This is a genomic window from Halorubrum sp. SS7 (assembly GCF_005435055.1).
Taxonomy (GTDB): domain Archaea; phylum Halobacteriota; class Halobacteria; order Halobacteriales; family Haloferacaceae; genus Halorubrum; species Halorubrum salinarum.
The window spans coordinates 1-243 of sequence record NZ_SGXV01000601.1 but is presented as its reverse complement, the minus strand read 5'-3'; the positions used below and the strand labels follow the sequence as shown (position 1 = coordinate 243).

The window sequence follows — 243 nt, the reverse complement described above, 5'->3', positions numbered from 1 at the left end:
CGTGTCGTCCGTCATTCCGTCGCTCATGCGCCGCCTCCGAGGTACGCGTCGATGACGCGCTGGTCGTTGCGGACCGAGTGCGGCGGCCCCTCGGTGAGGACGTGTCCCTGATCTAAGACGACGATCGGGTCCGCCAAGTCCATCACGAACTCCATGTCGTGTTCGATGAGCAGGAACGTCGTCCCCTGCTCGTTGAGCCGCCGGATCTGTTCTTTGAGCTTCTTCGCCAGCGTCGGGTTCACC

Annotated in this window: 1 pseudogene; it reads right to left on the bottom strand. The window is 63.4% G+C overall.

Annotation, left to right across the window (positions count from 1 at the left end):
* Window positions 1–23: 23 nt before the first annotated feature.
* Window positions 24–243, bottom strand: a pseudogene (locus tag EXE44_RS19300) (ABC transporter ATP-binding protein); the annotation flags it as partial.